The 18,015-nt window shown below is 57.4% G+C and carries 17 protein-coding genes; 6 read left to right on the forward strand and 11 right to left on the reverse strand.

Annotated features, from left to right (window positions below; translation table 11 throughout):
• The 3 genes from ABID16_RS22550 to ABID16_RS22560 all read left to right on the forward strand — a co-directional run.
• Positions 1 to 263: hypothetical protein (locus ABID16_RS22550; protein ID WP_354558633.1), on the forward strand; the 263-nt coding region annotated here is incomplete at its 5' end.
• On the forward strand, positions 260 to 1,048 hold the full coding sequence (gene attM, locus ABID16_RS22555; RefSeq protein ID WP_354558634.1) for an AttM family quorum-quenching N-acyl homoserine lactonase: 789 nt from the start codon (positions 260 to 262) through the stop codon (positions 1,046 to 1,048). The genes ABID16_RS22550 and attM, both read left to right, overlap by 4 nt.
• 142 nt (positions 1,049 to 1,190) lie before the next feature.
• Positions 1,191 to 1,574 carry a YybH family protein gene (locus ABID16_RS22560; RefSeq protein ID WP_354558635.1) on the forward strand — a complete coding sequence of 128 codons (384 nt, stop codon included), beginning with the start codon at positions 1,191 to 1,193 and terminating at the stop codon, positions 1,572 to 1,574.
• Positions 1,575 to 2,152: 578 nt separating this feature from the next.
• Here ABID16_RS22560 and ABID16_RS22565 read toward each other — a convergent pair.
• The 11 genes from ABID16_RS22565 to ABID16_RS22615 all read right to left on the reverse strand — a co-directional run bounded on the left by ABID16_RS22565 (position 2,153) and on the right by ABID16_RS22615 (position 14,346).
• Positions 2,153 to 3,511, reverse strand: a complete 1,359-nt coding sequence (locus tag ABID16_RS22565) for an aspartate aminotransferase family protein (RefSeq protein WP_435532468.1) — start codon at positions 3,509 to 3,511, stop codon at positions 2,153 to 2,155.
• A 5-nt stretch (positions 3,512 to 3,516) separates the two neighbouring features.
• Positions 3,517 to 4,578: a phosphotransferase gene (locus ABID16_RS22570; RefSeq protein ID WP_354558636.1), complete on the reverse strand. Its 1,062-nt coding sequence runs from the start codon at positions 4,576 to 4,578 to the stop codon at positions 3,517 to 3,519.
• Positions 4,579 to 4,702: 124 nt separating this feature from the next.
• Positions 4,703 to 5,071: a cupin domain-containing protein gene (locus ABID16_RS22575; RefSeq protein WP_354558637.1), complete on the reverse strand. Its 369-nt coding sequence runs from the start codon at positions 5,069 to 5,071 to the stop codon at positions 4,703 to 4,705.
• A gap of 150 nt (positions 5,072 to 5,221) precedes the next feature.
• The gene (locus ABID16_RS22580; RefSeq protein ID WP_354558638.1) at positions 5,222 to 6,646 is read right to left on the reverse strand and encodes an aldehyde dehydrogenase family protein; all 1,425 of its coding nucleotides are present in this window, start codon (positions 6,644 to 6,646) and stop codon (positions 5,222 to 5,224) included.
• A gap of 31 nt (positions 6,647 to 6,677) precedes the next feature.
• Positions 6,678 to 8,372 (reverse strand): GMC family oxidoreductase, encoded by a 1,695-nt coding sequence (locus tag ABID16_RS22585; RefSeq protein ID WP_354558639.1) that lies wholly within the window; start codon positions 8,370 to 8,372, stop codon positions 6,678 to 6,680.
• Positions 8,372 to 9,166 (reverse strand): ABC transporter permease, encoded by a 795-nt coding sequence (locus tag ABID16_RS22590; RefSeq protein ID WP_354558640.1) that lies wholly within the window; start codon positions 9,164 to 9,166, stop codon positions 8,372 to 8,374. Before ABID16_RS22590 ends, ABID16_RS22585 begins: the two co-directional genes overlap by 1 nt.
• Positions 9,167 to 9,169: 3 nt before the next feature.
• Positions 9,170 to 10,042 (reverse strand): ABC transporter permease, encoded by an 873-nt coding sequence (locus ABID16_RS22595; protein WP_354558641.1) that lies wholly within the window; start codon positions 10,040 to 10,042, stop codon positions 9,170 to 9,172.
• 23 nt (positions 10,043 to 10,065) lie between these two features.
• Positions 10,066 to 11,106: an ABC transporter substrate-binding protein gene (locus tag ABID16_RS22600; protein ID WP_354558642.1), complete on the reverse strand. Its 1,041-nt coding sequence runs from the start codon at positions 11,104 to 11,106 to the stop codon at positions 10,066 to 10,068.
• Between the two features lie 61 nt (positions 11,107 to 11,167).
• Positions 11,168 to 12,472, reverse strand: coding sequence for an NAD(P)/FAD-dependent oxidoreductase (locus ABID16_RS22605; RefSeq protein ID WP_354558643.1), 1,305 nt, complete (start codon positions 12,470 to 12,472; stop codon positions 11,168 to 11,170).
• 28 nt (positions 12,473 to 12,500) lie between these two features.
• Positions 12,501 to 13,220: an HAD-IA family hydrolase gene (locus ABID16_RS22610; protein WP_354558644.1), complete on the reverse strand. Its 720-nt coding sequence runs from the start codon at positions 13,218 to 13,220 to the stop codon at positions 12,501 to 12,503.
• 34 nt (positions 13,221 to 13,254) lie between these two features.
• Entirely contained in the window at positions 13,255 to 14,346 is a 1,092-nt protein-coding gene (locus tag ABID16_RS22615; protein ID WP_354558645.1) for an ABC transporter ATP-binding protein, read from the reverse strand.
• A 232-nt stretch (positions 14,347 to 14,578) separates the two neighbouring features.
• On the opposite strand from ABID16_RS22615, the gene ABID16_RS22620 reads away from it, so the two are divergent.
• The 3 genes from ABID16_RS22620 (at position 14,579) to ABID16_RS22630 (ending at position 17,748) form a co-directional block, all read left to right on the forward strand.
• Positions 14,579 to 15,541: a LysR family transcriptional regulator gene (locus ABID16_RS22620; protein WP_354558646.1), complete on the forward strand. Its 963-nt coding sequence runs from the start codon at positions 14,579 to 14,581 to the stop codon at positions 15,539 to 15,541.
• Between the two features lie 49 nt (positions 15,542 to 15,590).
• The gene (locus tag ABID16_RS22625) at positions 15,591 to 16,556 is read left to right on the forward strand and encodes a LysR family transcriptional regulator (RefSeq protein WP_354558647.1); all 966 of its coding nucleotides are present in this window, start codon (positions 15,591 to 15,593) and stop codon (positions 16,554 to 16,556) included.
• 469 nt (positions 16,557 to 17,025) lie between these two features.
• Positions 17,026 to 17,748, forward strand: a complete 723-nt coding sequence (locus ABID16_RS22630; RefSeq protein WP_354558648.1) for an HAD-IA family hydrolase — start codon at positions 17,026 to 17,028, stop codon at positions 17,746 to 17,748.
• The last annotated feature ends 267 nt before the right edge of the window (positions 17,749 to 18,015 follow it).

Below are 18,015 nucleotides of genomic sequence, written 5' to 3' on the forward strand. Positions count from 1 at the left end.
CGTCGCAGAAGGTAAATAGGTGGCCGACTTTTACGCCGCCCGAAGCGGGACTATCCCGCCGCTACCGTGGTAGGTTTTTGCACCGCCGCTCTCAGACCCTCGCGCTTGCCGACAGGATCATGGTCATCCACGATGGTCACTGCGTGGTTGAGGCGCCGAAGAAAAACTGGACCTATGACGACCTGCTCGCCGTGACCTTGAGCGGGAAATCGCGCGAACTGACAGTACAGCTCAAACTTAATGCAACGGAGGAAGGCCGATGAGCACCGATATCAAGCTCTACATGTTTCAGACCGGACAGATCAGACAAAAGGAAGTCGATATCAAGCTTGGCCATGGTCAAGATGATTTCTTCACGCCAATTCCCTGGTATCTGATCGTTCATCCCAAAGGAAACATCGTCATCGATGGCGGCACGGCGGTGGAGGCTGCGCACGACCCTGAGGGCTGGTGGGGAGAAACAACAAAGATGTATTACCCAATTATGGATCCAGAAGAAGGATGCGTGAACCAGCTCGCGAAGATCGGAATGAAACCCGATGACATCAAGTTCGTGCTGCACTCACACTTGCACCTAGACCATTCCGGCGCCTGCGGGAACTTCCCAAAGGCGCGCCATCTGGTGCAGCGGCGCGAGATTGAATGGGCGTTCGCTGCAGACTGGTTCATGAAGGGCGGCTATATCCAGAAAGATCTGACCAAGGACGGAATCACCTGGGATGTGATGGAAAATGAAGACCAGTACGACGTCTTTGGTGATGGCAGTGTGCAAACATTCCTGTCGCCCGGTCATACGCCGGGCCACCAGTCCATCATGGTGCGATTGCCAAATAGCGGGTCTATCCTTCTTGCAATCGACGCGGCGTACACAATGGATCACTGGAACGAAAAATGCCTTCCCGGCGCGCTAACCTCCGCGCAAGAAGCTGCCGCTTCGGTCAGGAGACTACGGCGTGTAGCAGAGAAGGAAAGCGCGATCGTCGTGCCCGGTCATGACATGGAGACCTGGAATACTTTTAAAAAGGCTCCCGCGGAACATTACGACTAGAGCCCGGTCAAAGCCACGGTCGGCGAAAGCCGCCGACCGTGGGGAAATCCAAACCATCCGCCACATCAAATTGCGATCGCGACCCACCTTGTGAAACCATTGGGGGAGTGGCCGCACGCAAGTGCCCGAAAGTAGAGAAGCGATGCATGAGGCTGCACTAAATCGTATTGAGCAACGTTGGAACGAGGCTTCCGATAAGTGGGATATAAAGGCGCTCGCTCGAATCTACTCGTCCGACGCACTGTTTTTCGGGCTCCTGCCCAGACTTTACATTGGGCGCTCAGAAATCGAGGAGTATTTCGGAAGCTATCAGATAACCCTCAAACGGGTGAGATTGACATTGGTCGATCAAAAAACGCGGCCTCTCAGCGAGACTGCGTTCGCGGCCCAAGGCTTTGGCGATATCATCAATTACTATCACGACGGTTCGGTAGTAAAGAACCGTGTGCGTACTTCCTTCGTTATCGAGAATGGCGCAGGCGATTGGCAGATTTCACTGCATCACTTTTCAGATTTGGTGAAATAGAGGCGGTCCCGAACTCCGATCGGGCGGGCGGAATGCAAAAACTGCTACCTATTTGATCCCGAGAGATAATCTCGCTTCACGCCACGAGCAAATAGACGGGTAGGCGAAGCCGTTACAGAGCAGCTTCATATCGAGGTCAAAGGCCCGACAGAACGTCCGGTTCAAGTATTCCTGCCGCCATTGCGACCGCGCCGGGGTCAACTGATCGGCTTCGGCGGGGCCAAGTTCTTTCTTCCAAGCTTTTTCGGGCCACCCTGCCTCAGCTTCAACCTTCAAAGTTCTGAGTTCCCTATGGTGAAGAGCCATGCTGCCACGTTCAGCATCGACGTGGCTCCACCAAGAGGCAGCATGGCAGTACGATTAGAAGTTGCGGCGGAATTCGCGCAATCTTGCGCTCGCTCAGCAGAGACAAATAAACTATGACAGCATCCTTTCAGGAGAGCCTGAATCGCATCGCAACCGAAATTAATTGGTCCTGAGGCTCAGGACTCCCAATATTCGCGTCAACCGAGCAAATTGTCCCTCACCGGGAGCTTGCCGGGGCGTGTGACATTCCTGCTTTGCAAAGCAGGACGTCCCTATTTCGATCCACCAAAACATGTCCGGAAGACCGCTTCGATCTCAGTAAGAAGGCGGTCGGCGTGTGCTTCGGCAAAGACCAGCGGCGGCCGGATTTTGAGCGTGTTGGAGTGGAACCCCGTGGCGGAAATCAGCACCCGACGCTCACGCAGCGCATTGACGACCTGGAGCGCGCGCGAGCTGCTCGGTGTCTTCTGCGCCCTCTCCTCAACCAGTTCGACCCCGATGTAAAGGCCGGATCCTCGGACATCGCCAATGAAGTCGAATTTGTCCATCAGGTCGGTAAGCCCCTGCTTGATAATGAACCCAACGCGTTCGGAGTTCTGTTGAAGGCACTCGTCGCGGATCACTTCGAATGTCGCCTGCGCGGCGGCCATAGCCACACTGTTCCCCCCGAACGTATTGAAATAACGTTGATCGTTACCGAAGCTTTCAATGACGTCGGGCGCCACGGCGACACCCGCAACCGGGTAGCCATTGCCCATCGGCTTACCCATGGTGATGATATCTGGTCTGATGCCATGACGTGCGTACCCCCAGAAATGAGTGCCGCTTCGCGCAAAACCAGACTGAACCTCGTCCGCGACGAACAACCCGCCGGCCTTGCGGACCACTTCCGCCACCGGACCGAGCAGATTGGTCGGTTCGGAATAGATACCGTCGGATGAGAATAGGGAATCTGCAATGAAGGCCGCCACTCCTTGTCCTCGACGTTCGAGATCCTCGATCTGGCGGGCTACTTCGCCCGCCAGCCAAAGCCCGAGGTCTGCGGGGTCGCGGCGGTAGGAATCGGGTGCGGGAACGCGGCGAACCCATGTGCCGAGCGGAGAATTTTCCCCAAGTGACGGAGAGAAGCCAGCCGTCAGGTGGGAGTTCCCATGATAGGCTTCCGAAGTGACGATGATGCCGCTCTTGCCAGTGTGATATTGGGCGATCCGCATCGCGAGATCGTTCGCTTCTGAACCGGTGCAGGTAAACATCACATGCTTGATGTTGTCGGTGAAGGTCGGCAGCAGGCTTTCGGCATATTCGACAATGCCGTTCTGCAGGTATCGCGTATGTGTGCAGAGCGTGCCGAGCTGCCGGGTGATGGCCTCGACCACGCGCGGATGGGAATGTCCGACTGAGACGACATTGTTGTAGGCATCGAGATATTCGTCGCCCCGGCTGTCGTAAAGCAAAACGCCCCTGGCACTCTTGACCTCGACCGGGTTGCTGTAGAACAGGCGGTAGGCCGGGCCGAGAGCCTTTGCCCGGCGGTCGATCATGCGCATCGATTCTTCCGTGAGGTTTTCGGCTTTTGAAGGGTCAAAACCGTTGACCATTTTTCCGCGGCGTTTTCCGACTGTGTTGCTCATGTGCTTTACCTCTGCCAATTGCGTTTGCGAACCAGCGCTTCCGACACTTCGTCAAAGCTCCTGTCAAGAAACCAGCCGAGCTGGCTCCATCCCTGTTCGGTGTTTCTGAGAATATAAGTCGAGTTGTCCGGTAGAATGCTCGCGCGCCACGTGGTCAGCAACGCCCTTGCGATGATGCGCCCCATGACGAGATGCGGCACAAGCGTCAGTTCGTCGTCCGTCAGGTCGGCGACCTCCAGATAGCCGTCCAGCAAATCACGTCCTTCCAAGAAAAGGTCCGGCGCCGCAACGGTAGGCAACTGGTTGAGCAATGCAGTCGAAACGTCGATCGCAATGGCCGTCCGCACGGAATCCCCGAAGTCGATGATGCCGGTGACATAGTCGCCGGAAGCCTTGTCAACGACAATGTTGGATCTGCTGAAATCATTATGCAAGACTTGCTGACGAGAGTTTGCAATCCGCTCGATCAATGTGGAAAAGCGGGCAAACCCTTCTTCAAGCATCGCGCGCCTGCCATTGTCGGCAATTTGGACGAGCAGCCTCTCAAGCCCCGGAAGATGCTGGACGTCCCAGGCCAGTACTCGCGAATCCCCGGAATGTCCGAATCCGGCGGTGGCGTGACGCAATCGGCCGAGGATCAGGCCCACTTTTCGCCGTTCGGAGGGAACCGTGACCAGTTGATCAAGCGGAGTACCTTCCATGTAGGTCAGCATTCTTGCGAAGCGTACGACGCCGCCGTCGAATTGCAGCGGGCTGATCTGCAGTCCCTGCCGATCGACTCCAACCCTTGGCACCGGCATGCCGGGATCTTGGACGAGTATGTGATTGAGCAACTCGACCTGGAAGGAAACTTCTTCCCATGCCTCGTCTGGATTAGCGATTTTCAGCACATGGCTTTCGCCCGAAGCAGAAACGATGCGGAACGTATCGTCCTTCTCGGTTGCAAACCGCGTCGCCTTGCCGATGATGCCGAAGCGGGTCTCACTGATGTGTTCGGCCTCTTCGAGGCTGGTGATATTCCAAGTCGAAGCCAGGCCTCCCTGTGATCCCGCGAATGACGGCGTCATGTTGCTTTCCTAAATTGTGGGGTAAAGCTCGACAAGCTCGGTTTCCCTCCAAGTCCTCGATCGGCCTTGCGGTTGGGTGTGTTTTCGCACTTCGCCCGCGCCAGAAGGTTTCCCGGACCTGTGTTCAACCTGCCTCTGGCGACGAAACGATCACCCAGAGCTTGCGGACGGTTTTGATCGAACGCCAGGTTCCGACAAAGCCCGGGCGCATCACGAAAGTATCGCCTGCCTTCAGACGGCGCGGCTCCTTTCCGTCCTCAATGAGATCCATGACTCCGGACAGAGGCGTGCAATGCTCCCAACTCTCGCCCCTGACGGAGCGATGGGAGCCGGGCGTCGCTTCCCATATGCCGCAGCGGATGCTCCCGTCATTGACGTTGTCCTGCTCCCACGACTTATAGGATGGATCGACCTCGACGAGACGTTCCGGTGGGCACTTGCTCGCGTGCGGGACGCCAAGGCTTTCCAGATTGAATACGATCATATTGGACATGGTGCATGTCTCCGTCAGTTTACAGAATTGCGTCCGCTACGTCGTTGCCTAAACTCCAGACAGTAGCGGAACAGCCAGGATCGCAGGTCCGGGCAGCAGGATAAGTTCTTTCAGAGGCAGCATCTCCAATTCCTAGCTGCCGGAAAATGGCTATTCACCGTAGCCGACAACGCCCTTGATCTCGGTGAACTCCTCCAGCCCGAACTTGCCGTATTCGCGGCCGTTGCCGGACTGCTTGTAACCACCGAAAGGCGCAGCCCCGTCCCAGGCCGAACTGTTGATACGAACTTGCCCAGCACGCAGCTTTCGCGCGACCGCGCGCGCATCCTCGGCTTCTCCCTGGATATAGGCAGCAAGGCCGTACGGCGTATCGTTCGCGATAGCCACGGCCTCGTCATCTGTTTCGTATCCCAGAATCGTCAGTACCGGACCGAAGATTTCCTCGCGGGCAACGGTCATGTCATTGGTAACGCGTGCGAAAACTGTCGGACGTACATAGTATCCGGCGTTGAGATGCGCAGGGCGACCGGGCCCGCCCGCGACAAGTTCTGCACCTTCGTCAATCCCCTTCTGAATCAGGGCCTGGATCTTTTCGAAATGCATAAGACTCACCACCGGACCGATATCGGTGTCGACTTCAAAAGGTGCTCCGACCACGAAAGCATCTGCGGTTGCGACTGCGGCCGCAATCGCGTCATCCATGCGCTCCGCCGGCACGAGCATTCGTGTCGGAGCGTTGCAGGACTGCCCCGAATTGTCGAAACACTTGCGTACGCCGGCCGAAACCGCTGCGGCGAAATCGGCGCTGCGCAACACGATGTTGGGCGACTTGCCGCCAAGTTCCTGATGCACCCGCTTGACGGTCGGGGCGGCGGCGAGCGCTACAGAAATACCTGCCCGCGTCGAACCGGTGAAGGATACCATGTCGACATCCGGATGGCTGGCAAGCACGGCGCCGATGGTAGGCCCGTCGCCATTGACCAGGTTGAACACGCCCTTAGGAACGCCGGCCTCATGGAGGACTTCGGCAAAGATGATACCGCTCAACGGCGAGATTTCCGAAGGCTTGAGAACCATCGTGCAGCCGGTTGCAAGAGCGGGGGCGACCTTGCAGGCCATCTGATTCATAGGCCAGTTCCACGGCGTGATCATGCCGACCACGCCCACCGGCTCACGCAGAATGCGTGTTGTCCCTTGCATGTATTCGAATTCGAAGCTCCGCGCAGCCTCGATGGCTTTGCGGAAATGGGCAAGGCCCATATAGGCTTGACTGCTGCGCGCAATCTTAGCCGGAGCCCCCATTTCCTTTGAAATGATGTCGCCGATCTCATCATTGCGGCGGAGGAGGATGTCGAGAATGCGCTGCAGAAGGTCGATCTTCTCCGTAAGCGAGGAAAGCGAGAATGTCGCAAAGGCGGCGCGGGCGGCGGCAATCGCCCGTTCAGCGTCGGCACTGTTGCCCATGGCGATTTCGGTGAACGGCTGCTCGGTGGAAGGATCGATGACATCAAGCCGGGTCGAGCCGGCAGGATCGACCCATTCGCCGTCGATGTAAAACTTCAGTGCATTCTTCATTGTAGTCTCCGTGGTCGCGCCGGTGTGCCGGCTATTCATCGTTGCGGATGAAATCGGCTATCCGCTCAGCAATCATGATGGTTGGCATATTAGTGTTCGCGCAGGGAATCGACGGCATTACCGATGCATCGCAGACGCGCAGGCCCCCAACCCCATGTACCCTGCCGGTCGGCGAGGTGACCGCCATCACATCGGTCGTTGCGCCCATTCGGCACGTACCCGAGGGATGCCAAGTTCCGCCCACATGGCGGCGAACGAACTCCGTCAGTGCAACATCGTCGGAAAGAAGTCCATCCATGGTCGTTCCGAGTGTCACGACCGAATGGATGAGGGCCGCGCGCAAGGGGCCGACGGTATCGAGCAGGCCGGAAAGAAGTCCCCGTTGAAGTGCGTTCCATGCCCCCGGTTGCGCGACCTTGCCCACGCGCGGCGTGTAGCTCGCGGGAAACACCGTGCCCCTATACCCGTCCATAAGTGGGTCCGACAGGACTTCCGCACCGCGACGCAACGCCTGCTTGAGACGACGCAGATCGCGCTCATCCGACAACAACTGGAAATCGACATCGGGCTCGATATGCGCTTCGGCGGACCTGAGTTTCATGAACCCGCGCGAATAGGACTTGTTGACCCAGAAGAAGAGACTTCCCATCCGCAGGCCGACCGAATGCCATCCGGATCGGGACAGAATGGCCGCGTGCATATCGCCGGCAGGTGTTCCCTGCAGACCGGAAGAGAAGCGCCATATTGCCTCTTCGTGATGCTCGGACCTGTTGTGAACGCGGGCATTGGGGGGGAGATACGCAGAGACGGCGATCGAGGGGTGCTCCATCAGGTTCCTTCCAATTCCCGGACGATCGGCAATCACATCGATTCCGAGCGCGCGAAGATCGGCCGCCGGGCCGAGGCCTGAGCGCAGGAGCAGCGCCGGAGAATGGATCGCTCCAGACGAGACGATTACCTCATACGCCGCAATTACCTGTGACCTCGCGCCCGTGATCTCCGCGCCGATAGCGCGCCCGTTCTCGAACAGGATTCTGGTCGCGATGCTGTCCGTGATAATGCTCAGATTCGGCCGGCGACGCACCTCGGGCGTGAGATATGCGAGCGAAGTCGGCTGACGCTCGCCCGCATCGCTGACTGCAACGGCTCCCCGGAAGCTGCCGTCCTCCCAAATTCCGTTCTGGTCGGCACGAATGGGATGGCCACCCGCGTCAAGTGTCTTAATAACGCGGTCAACGAAAGGGGAAATCCTGTCGTCCGTGATCCTGCGCACGCAAATCGGCCCGTCCTTTCCATGCAAGGGGCCGTCGAAGTCGCGATCGGCCTCGATCTTGAGGAAATACGGCAGGCAACTCTGCCAGTCCCAGCCCTCGGCACCCAGCGCCACCCATTCTTCGTAGTCGGACGGTGCACCGCGATTGGCCATCAGAGCGTTGATCGCGGAGCCGCCGCCCAGGATGCGCGCCTGCTCGTAGCGTCGGAGCGAACGGGGCGCGCTGTTGGATTGTGGCGTGCCCATCATTGCCGAGAGTTGCATCCAGATATTTCTCGTGTCGAGATAGGCGCGACCGGGATAGCGGCTTCGCACCGCGTCCGGAATGTTATCCTTGCCAATGTTGCGCCCGGCCTCGACGAGCACAACATTGCGCTTAGGATCCTCCGACAAGCGCGCCGCCAAAACACAACCCGCCGAACCGCCGCCGAGAATGAGATGATCGACTTTCATCAGGCGTCCCCTCTGGAACGTTCCGCTCTGCGAGAACTGGCAGCGACCAAGATCACGGCAATGAAGGATATAGCGGTCATAAGGGTGCTGATCGCGGCGATGGTCGGATCGATCTCGTCGCGAAGAGCCGTGAACATGCGTTTCGTCAGCGTCTGGTTTGCGCCGCCGGAAATGAACAGGGAAATCACGGTCTCGTCGATTGCAGATATGAAGGCGAACAGCATGCCGGAAACAACGCTGGGCCGGATTTGCGGAAGTGTGACGATGAAGAACGTGCGGATGCGGTTCATGCCGAGGCTGCGTGAGACCATCTCCTGCGTCGCATCGAATTTGCGGAAGCCGACGAGCACTGAGGTGATGACAAAGGGCAGCCCAAGCATGATGTTGGCAAGGACGAGCCCGGTCATCGTCGCCAGTAGCCCCAGCTGGACAAAGACGAGGTACACGCCGACGGCGGTGATGACGATCGGCACGACCAACGGAAGCAAAAGTACAATCTGAAGGCCCCTGGTCAGTCGCGAAGACGTCATATTGAGCGCATATGCGGCCATGGTGCCAAGCATCGTCGTGATCACAGCACTTGAAACTGCCACGATCAGAGTGACGCGAGTCGCCTGCATCCAAGCATCACTGCCCAGATAGGCTTCATACCAGCGCAGCGACAGCGCGGGTGGCGGAAAGGTCAGAAAACGCGCGGCTGAAAATGACATGGGAACAGTGATGACGACCGGAATTATCAACCAGGTGAGAACAAGGGCGACGAAACCGTAAAGAAGGATTTTGGCCGGGCGCATGGTTCACCTCGTTCCCATAATGCGTTCGAAGGGAATCAGCATGCTTGCCAGTTTGAAAATCAGGCCGACGCACAGCATCAGGACGACGCTTATCGACGAAGCAGCGCCCCATTCGCTGTATTCCTGGATATTTCGTGAAACAAGCATGGAAACCATATAGGTACGGCCGCCGCCGAGCAATTCAGGCGTTATGTAAAACCCGAGCGTCAGAACGAAGACCAGTACCATCCCGGCGATAACACCGGGCAGGGAAAGCGGCAGGAAGACGCGCAGGAAGACATGAAGTGGGGATCCGCCAAGGCTCGAGCCAGCCATCGGAAGCTCCGGGGGGATTTTCTTCATGGTGGCGTAAAGCGGCAGCACCATGAATGGCAGAAGGATATGGACCGTGGCGATAATCGTGCCGAGTTCGTTGTTGATCAGCGGCAGCGGGTTTTCGATGATTCCGGCGTCCCTTAGTGCCGAATTGACGATACCCGTTCGCTGCAGAAGAATGAGCCAGGCATAGGCACGCACCAGTACACTGGTCCAAAACGGTAGCAGGACAAAGGAAAGGATCACGACGCTCCAGCGCGGGGAGGCTCCCGCCGCCACATAGGCGACGGGATATCCGAGTAGAATCGCTGCGGCAGTGACGATGAAGGCAATCCTGAACGTCTGGTAGAAGGTCATCCAGTAGATCGGATCGGTCAGAAACCGGTGGTAGTGCATGAGCGTTGGAGAGCCATCCTGCCAGAACGACTGCCAGGCCAGCCACAGCAGCGGAATCACAAGCAGCAATGTGACCACGATCAGCGCTGGTGCGATCAGCATCAGCATCAATCTCTGTTCCCGGCGCTCGTGAAGTTGCGATGGGCTAGCTGTCGACCTCATCATCGGTGGCTCTCCAGATACGCGGATTACTTTTGAACGAAATTCGCCCAGCGCTTCTGAGCAGCTTCGCCTTCCGGCGAACTCCACCACTCTTCCGCGATCAGAACCTGCTTTGCAGCGTTGTCAGGCGAACTGGGCATCTGCGCCGCGCGCTCTGGCGAAATCTTGCCAGTCTTGTATGCTTCAGGATTGCCTGGACCGTAGTCGATATAGGCTGGGAAGTTCGCCTGAATTTCCGGCGTCATCGCGGCATTGATGAATTTAACTGCAATGGCGAGATTGGGCGCGCCCTTCAGGATGCAAAGCGAAGTGTATTGCAGAAAACCCTGATTGAACGTGTAGGTGACTGGAGCACCCTCCTTGGCGACTGCGGCAACACGGCCGTTCCAGGCCATTTCCATGTCGACTTCACCGTCGGCAAGAAGCTGGGCGGACTGCGCGCCTGACGACCACCAGACCGTCACGTACGGTTTGATTTCGTCAAGTTTCTTAAAGGCGCGGTCGACGTCCAGCGGGTACAGCTTGTCGGCGGGGACACCGTCTGCCAGCAAGGCTGCTTCCAGGGTTGCCAGCGGGTGGTTGCGCAGAGCCCGCGTACCCGGGAAATCCTTGACATTCCAAAAGTCCGCCCAACTTTTTGGCGGGTTTTTGCCGAACTTTTCCTTGTTATAGGCAAGAACGCTCGAGTAGAATTCATAAGCCACAGAATAGGGGCTCTTGTAGGCGGCAGGCATCTTTTCCGCATTCGGTATCTTCGAGAAATCTAGGGGCTCGATCATACCCTGTTTGCCCCCGCGAATGCAGTCTTGCGGCGGGGTATCGATGACGTCCCAGGTCGGCTTGCCACCGGCGGTCTGTGTCTTCAGGACGGGCCATGCATCCGGAATGCTGTCCTGGTTGACTGTAATGGAAAGCAACTTTGCGACGGGGTCCAGAATGGCCTTGGTCTGGGCTTCCTGATACGCGCCGCCTTGCGAAACGAACGTGATCTGATCGGCCGATGCAAGGCCTGCTGAAAGTGCGGCGACCGAGGTCGAGAGCACGAGGGTGGAAACATTCAAAGTCATTTTTGTTCACCTCTTTTGGCAGGATTTAGGACACTGCTTTTTATGCGTGACATGCTAGGTCTTATCGCCCGATTGCATCCAGGAACTGATACCAGCCGGCCACGAGCCGGACTGCAGGTTCACGAATGGGATAGAAGGGAACGGCCTTGAGACGTTCCGAAGTGACAAGGCCGAGATCCGGCTTTTTTCCAGAGACCATTTCGGCCACGTATTTGCCCATCAATGACGACAGTGCAACGCCAGTGCCATTGTATCCGACGCTGTAGACTACACGGTCGTCGAGTCGTCCGGCATGCGGAAGACTGTCCATGGTCATGGCGACCAGTCCGGACCAGCGATGCGTTACCCGCACACTGTCAAGCTCGGGAAATTGCCGCACCATCGCTTTATGGAGTGCGGCGAAGGCACTTTCAGAATCCTTCTTGCCGAAGGCGCCGCGACCACCATAGAGAAGCCGGTCGCCCGACTTGCGAAACCACCGCATCATGCGCCTGGTCTCGGTGTAGCTGCGGCCGCGTGCCAGCAATCCGGCACCGGGCGTGCCGGAAAGCGGCTCGGTGGCGATCATTGCCGATCGGAATGGAATGATCGACGTGCGTATCGGCGATGTCGCAGAAGTAAGATCGGAATAGGAGTTCGTGGCAATGACCGCCTGCCCGGCGCTGACTGTGCCATCTGGAGTTTCCAGAAGAACGCCGGATCCCTCGCGTCGCAGTGCCGTGACCGGCGTCTGCTCGAAAATGTCGATACCACCAGCCTGCAGACCCGAGGCTATTCCCAGCGCGAAATTCAGGGGATGGATGACGCCACCATGCGTATTGAGCATACCCCCGACGAAATCGCGGGAGCCAGTCTCCTCCTCGATCTGCTTTACTGAAAGTATCGTGCAAGCGTGATCACCCAGCACCGTGCGCAGCCAGGTGGCTTCCTTTTCAACGGCGGCCATCGAGACGGCGTTGTGCGCACAGCGCAACGACCCCGTCGGTCTATAGTCGGCGCTTGCAATACCATAGTCACCGACCAGTTCCGCCACATGCTCGATCGATTCGATGCCGAGATCATGCATCCGCCGCGCCGTTTCGATGTCGTAGCGGCTGGCGATTTCGGAAAAGGCGGTGCGGAATTTGCCCGAAACCACGCCACCGTTGCGGCCACTCGCACCCCAGCCGATACGGCTTGCTTCCAGCACCACACTGGATAGACCCAACCTCCGCAGGTAGCGGGCAGTGCTGAGCCCCGTATAGCCGCCGCCGATAATGGCGACGTCGTAGCGATGACCGCCTGACAGGATACCAAAGACAGGACGGCTTGCGACAGTATCCTGCCAGAGCGAACTGATATCAGGGAATGGGGGGAGAGCGGTCATTGCTGTTACTTTCGTTCTAGGCAGCGTTTTAGATCTGCGTTTTCTGAGCGATTTCGGCATCTACCGCATCTGCAAGCTGCTTCAGGGAAACGAAATGGTAGTCGGGCGTGGTCAGCGATTTCGGCGTTGGGGTGCCGCCGAAGCTATTCATGCCCTGACGACGTTCAATCCAGCAGGTTGCATAACCGAGTTCCTTGCCAATACCGATGTCGTGATACTGGCTTTGGGCAACGTGCAGGATTTCGGACTGCTTGAAACCGTGCGCCGACTGGCGACCCATGTTGAATGCAAAGAACTGCGGATCCGGCTTCGCGCAACCTGTTTCGTCGTAGGTGACGCTGTCGTGGAAGGGATTGCCGAGAATGTCCGAGTAGGAGCAGAAGGCCGTGCGATCGGCATTGGTCATGGCCACAAGACGGAAATTTTTGCGCAGGCGGGCGAGCGCCTGGGCAGAATCCGAGAAGGCGGGCCAGCGCAGGCAGGCAAGCTGGAATGCTTCAGCTGTAGCTTCGTCATTCTTGAAGCCCAGTTCGTTCGCGAGCGACAGGTACACGTCTTTCATAGCGTAGGAAGAACGGCCATGAAACTTGTCGCGGCCGCGCAGGTAGGGCTCAAAGATTTCGTCGTCGGTGGCCTTGGCGGCTTTTTCGCCGCCCAGAGCACGAACGGCGTTGAGAACGCCGCTCTCGAAATCGATCGATGTACCGACGATATCAAAGGTCATCACTTTGAATTCTTTAATTTTCATAGTCTTTTTCCTTTTCGTTGGAGAATGAGAGGATTCAGAAGTCGTCCGCCACGACGATCGTGTCTTCGGGATGCAACTCCAGCGTCATGGCCTCGCCGGGAGCCTTGAGGAGCTGCCTGCCCGCATGACTGGTTGGTAGTCTGAAGCTGATATCGCCACCGGACGCCAAGCGGAGGTAAACGCTGATGCTTTCGCCCTGGTAGAGTGTTTCGGTCACTGTCCCGGTCAGAAGATTGGCGGTGGGAGCCCCTGTACCGCCAGCCACCACCAACTTCTCGGCGTGAATGGTCAAATAGAGATTCAGATTGTGCGGGATGCAGTGCGCGGAAATCAGCGGCGTCTCGCCCAGAAGAACAGTATGGTCATCGATCCGTTTTACGGGCAGCAGTGTCGCTTCGCCGATGAAGCGCGCCACGAAGGAGCTGGCAGGGCGGTCATGGAGCTTTTCAGGCGTATCGATCTGCGAGAAGCGTCCCCTGTTCATGATCGCCACGCGGTCGCTCATGGTCAGCGCCTCGCGCTGATCGTGTGTGACGTATATGATGGTGGCACCCAACCGCCGGTGCAGGCGCTTGAGCTCAATCTGCATCGTTTCGCGTAGCTGCTTGTCGAGGGCCGAAAGCGGCTCGTCCATCAGGATCAACCGCGGCTCGAAGATGATCGCACGCGCGAGAGCAACCCGTTGACGCTGCCCGCCTGACAACTCCTGAATACGTCTGTCCGCGTAGCCGCCGAGCTCGACCATATCAAGCGTCTTGGCAAGCTTCTCTTCCCATCCAGATTTCGGCAGCCGGCGCGCACGCAGAGGAAAGGTAATGTTCTCTCCCACACTCATGTGGGGAAAAAGTGCATAGTTCTGGAAAACGATTCCGATATCGCGCTTATGGGGTGGCTCGAATGTAATATCATGTTCGCCGAGAAAAATGCTCCCCGACGTCGGGAGCACAAATCCACCCAAAATTCCCAGCAAAGTCGTTTTGCCCGAACCAGAAGGTCCGAGGATGGACACGAACTCGCCGGGAGCGACCTCCAGGCTCACGTTGTCTAACGCCTGGAAGCGGCCATACGTCTTGCTGGCAGCGCGAATGGATACTCCAACGCGCCCGGAAGGGTTCTGTTCAATCATTTGATTCCACTACAAAAACCATACGCGGCACTAGCAATCGACTGGCCATGTATTCTTTGATTAGTAGAAACTTTAACAACAAGACCGATCAGGCACCCTATGCCTTCGCAAGTTTCGTTGTCTCGTTCCCCGCGTTCTTCAGAAGATCTTGTGTCTTCCCTGATACGGAAGAGAACAAATAAATGAACATATCGCAATTGAAAAAAAGTTTTGTTTATTGTTACATGATGTAATGGATCAGCTCAAAAGACATCTGCCTTCTATGAACGGTCTCTTCACATTCGAGGCGGCGGCCAGATGTGGAAGCTTTTCGGCCGCGGGCAAGGAACTCAATGTGACGCCGGCAGCCGTCAGCCGTATGATTGCCCGACTGGAACAACATATTGATACGACGCTCTTTTATCGGCAAGCGGGTGGCGTGCTGGTCACGGAATCGGGGCAGCTGCTGTTCGATGCCATCAGCCGGGGCTTTGCCGGCATCGAAGGCGCACTTCGGGAAATCGATGACCGTCGACGCGGCACCGAAACGGTCACCATGTCCGTCTCCACCAGCTTCACCATGCACTGGATGATGCCGCGAATGGCGGAATTCAAGAAACGGTTTCCCTCAGTCGACCTTCGCTACCAGCTTGTCATGGTCGCGCTGGCGGGACCAGTTGACGATGTCGATCTCGGAATGCGCTTCATGAACGGCCCGGACGAACGCCTTGATGCGTCATTCATAATGCCGGAACTCATGGTTCCTGTATGCAATCCCAGCTACATCCGCGAACACGGCCTCGACCAGGAGGGGCGCAACCGGATGCCTGACACCACGATCAATCTGAGCGACGCGCAGCCGAACTGGTCAGGCGTATTTGCTCCGGCCCAGGGTCAGGAGAACGCCACTTCCATGATTTTTTCCGACTATTCAATAGTCGTACAAGCAGCACTTCTCGGTCAAGGCGTTGCACTCGGATGGCTGAATACCGTCTCCCATTGGCTGCGCACCGGTGCGCTTGTCCCGGCAAGTGAACAGATCATGCGCACCGGCCGGATGTGTCAGTTGGTCCGCTCCCGCGCGAAGCCTGTTCGACCGATCGTCACTGCGATCACGGAGTGGATCATCGCCGAGTTCGACAGCGATTTACGTGCCGTCGACAATCTCTATCCGAATATAGGCCTCAGTCCCGATGCGTGGTCGTCCAACGCCTGAACAAGCTTGCATTTCTCTCTTGAGACTATAACACTATGTTATGCGAAGCTTGAGACGAGATCTGCCGAGCGGCAATGCACTCTTCTTTTTCGAGGCTGCTGCGCGATGCGGCAACCTGACCCGTGCTGCCGAGGAACTGTACGTTACACAGCCAGCAGTAAGCCGCATGCTCGCCCGAATGGAAGGGCATCTGGGCATAAAGCTATTTGACAGGGTTAGGGGCGGCGTAGAGCTCACTGAAGACGGCAAAATACTCTACCAGAGAATTACCGAAGCATTCAGCAGCATCGAGTCGGGCATAAACCAGATCCAGGCCCGGGCCACGGGACTGAAACCCGTCACCCTTTCCGCATCAACTGCATTCACCACCTATTGGCTTCTGCCCCGTCTTCCTGCACTCAAAACGCGGCTGCCAAACGTGGATCTTCGTGTTCAATTGAACCCCGGCCGGGTCGGTGAGCCGACTATCGATGTCGATTTGTGCATCGGAATTCTTCGCGATGATGAGCGCTTCAGAGACCGCACCGTGGTGATGCCCGAACTTCTCCTGCCGGTTTGCAGCCCCGATTATCGCAGGAAACTTGAACATGATTCAAGCGGCGCAGCGCTCGACACCCTGCTTTTGATGGGGGACAGCGAATATGGCTGGCAAGATAAATTCCCTGCTTTGGCCAGCAAGCGGCACCGCGCTCCGGCGCGCCTTCGACTCGATGACTATAGCGTCGTCGTGCAAGCCGCCATCAAAGGCCAGGGCATCGCGCTCGGCTGGCTCAACGTAGTATCTGCCTGCCTCGTTAACGGCTCGCTTCTCCCTTCCGAAGAAGAGATAGTCGCGACCAAGAGGAACTGCTGCCTGATTTCTCCAAATGAAGGTTTTTCCGATCCCTCGGTCGGTGGTGTGCGGGATTGGATCATCGAAGAGATGCATTCGGATCTACGCGTTATACACCAGCGCTATCCCGCCCTCGGCCTGGATGCCAGGCTGATGGAAGCAGGTGTCGCCTGGGTCGTTTGAAGTGTTGGGATGAACGCCGGTGGTGTTCGTGCCAGCAATCCAGCGGGGACGATCACCTTCCAAACTGTCCTTCATTTCATATTGAAGGCGATAGGCGTGCGGCCGACCTTTTTGGCTGGCTTTGCACGCCATTGCGCACAGCAAGGCCGACGGCACCCTCGCCCGCGTCGAGCGACCTTCTCGATACGGCTGCGAGCGTCGTGGATCGACTGGCGCCCGGCGTCGAGGCGTGTACGTGTCACTGGTTCGCTCCTTTCTAACCTGCCTGCGGACCCGCGATATATTACCTCATGTAATGCCCAATCAAACAATTTCGAAATTGCAGTGCCGGACCTGTTCGCCTAGCAGATAGAAAGGAATTCCGCAGGTCGGGCTTCCACCGACACTGACACAGCACTTGGGCACACACAGAGACCAAGGGAGCAACGATGTCCCGCCTGGAAAACTTTTGTCATCAGGGAACGAGCGCATGACTCTCACGAATTTCAAAATTCTGACCTTCGACGTAGTTGGAACGATCATCGACTTCGAAACCGGAATCGTGAATTACATCCAACCGATTGCCGCCCAGGCGGGCCTTTCCCTGGATGACCAGGCAATCGTTCTTGCCTACGGCAAGGCCGAGGGTATCGAGCACGAGCGCACGCCCGGGCTTCCGTTCACGGACATGATGGCTCCCTGCTACATAGCAATGGCCGCAGAGCTCGGCTTGCCGACGGACAATGCCTCGCGTGACGGGTTTCGTCTTTCGATACCGAAATGGCCTGCCTTCCCGGACAGCATTGCCGCGCTCAAACGGCTCGCAAAGCACTATCGCCTCGTCGCAATGACCAACTCCGACAACTGGGCATTCGGTTGTTTTGCCGAGACACTCAACCACCCGTTCCACGATAAGGTCACGGCGGAAGATGTCGAAAGCTGCAAGCCCGATCCTCTGTTCTTCGGCTTTGCGCGCGGGCTGCAGTTTCCACACGGTCTCCGCCTGGCCGACTATCTCCATGTCGCTCAAAGCCAGTATCATGATATCGGCGTTGCACAGTCGCTCGGCTACAAGACTTGCTGGATCCAGAGACGCAAGGGCCTGGACGGGTATGGTGCCTCGCCGACACCCCAGCAGGTTACCGTTCCAGATTATCATTTTTCGGCCCTGATCAAGCTTGCAGACGCTGCCGACAGTGCGTTTGCAAAATGACGGGTTCGTTTGGCCATCAATGAATTTCAGAACCTGACCGCGCCGCAGTGCCGCACGAAACACCGCAACGCGCGTCTCATACGCCAGGTGGCTATGAAGGTTGTTCGCCATCCCAACGGATCGACACCTTTCGGCCTGCGCTGTGACGGATAATGGCCTCATAGCTGGGCGTGAAATCGTCGGCTCGACCCGCTGTGAACCAATCGATCTCATCACTAATCGGATACCGCAACGCCTTGAACTGCGAGGCACGGGCGCACCGTTTCG

The sequence above is a fragment of the Limnomicrobium aquaticum genome (assembly GCF_040545545.1).
Lineage (GTDB): Bacteria > Pseudomonadota > Alphaproteobacteria > Rhizobiales > Rhizobiaceae > Ensifer_A > Ensifer_A aquaticum.